The organism is Bradyrhizobium sp. Kon58 (genome assembly GCF_055807455.1).
The window spans coordinates 1-562 of the sequence record NZ_JBVVOT010000114.1; the positions used below are offsets into that span (position 1 = coordinate 1).

The 562-nt window shown below is 60.5% G+C and carries 1 protein-coding gene; it reads right to left on the reverse strand.

Features of this window, described 5'->3' with window-relative positions; genetic code table 11:
* Positions 1-73: 73 nt before the first annotated feature.
* Positions 74-478: an SRPBCC family protein gene (locus tag AC0L20_RS39705; protein WP_473295620.1), complete on the reverse strand. Its 405-nt coding sequence runs from the start codon at positions 476-478 to the stop codon at positions 74-76.
* Positions 479-562: the final 84 nt, after the last annotated feature.

Sequence of the window (562 nt, forward strand, 5' to 3'; positions counted from 1 at the left end):
CAGTCCTGGGCGTCGCACAGTTCGGATTTGCGGTAGAAGAATTGCTCGATCTGGTACTGCAACTGGGCATTCATCACTTCACCTCCCGCAGTTTCAGCGCTTGCTGGTCCAGGCCGTCGAGCAGGAACTGCTGCCAGTTGCGGTGCTGGTTGACGTACAGGCCTTCGTGGGTGAATTCGGTGCCGGTCATGGCGGGCTGGATGCCAATGGCTTCGCTGTTGGGCGTCGGCCCGGTTTCCCAGCGATGGCTGCCGCGCGAGATATCGCTCCAGCGCTCCAGGCGGCCCTGGAAACCCCGCTGGGCCTCGCGAAATTCCACCAGGTCATCCGGCGTGCCCATGCCCGACACGTTGAAGAAATCCTCGAACTGGCGAATGCGGTTTTCGCGGTCGGCGTCGGACTCGTTCTTCACCCCCAGGCACTGGCTGATGATCTCGGTCTTGTTCCACGCCAGCAGAAAGCCGAATGGATGATGCACCGCCTGCGCAACCTGACGCAGAGCTTATGGCCTGCGGCGTTCTTTTTTGCAGCAACCGCTTAAACGGTATGCAGGTACCAGTTG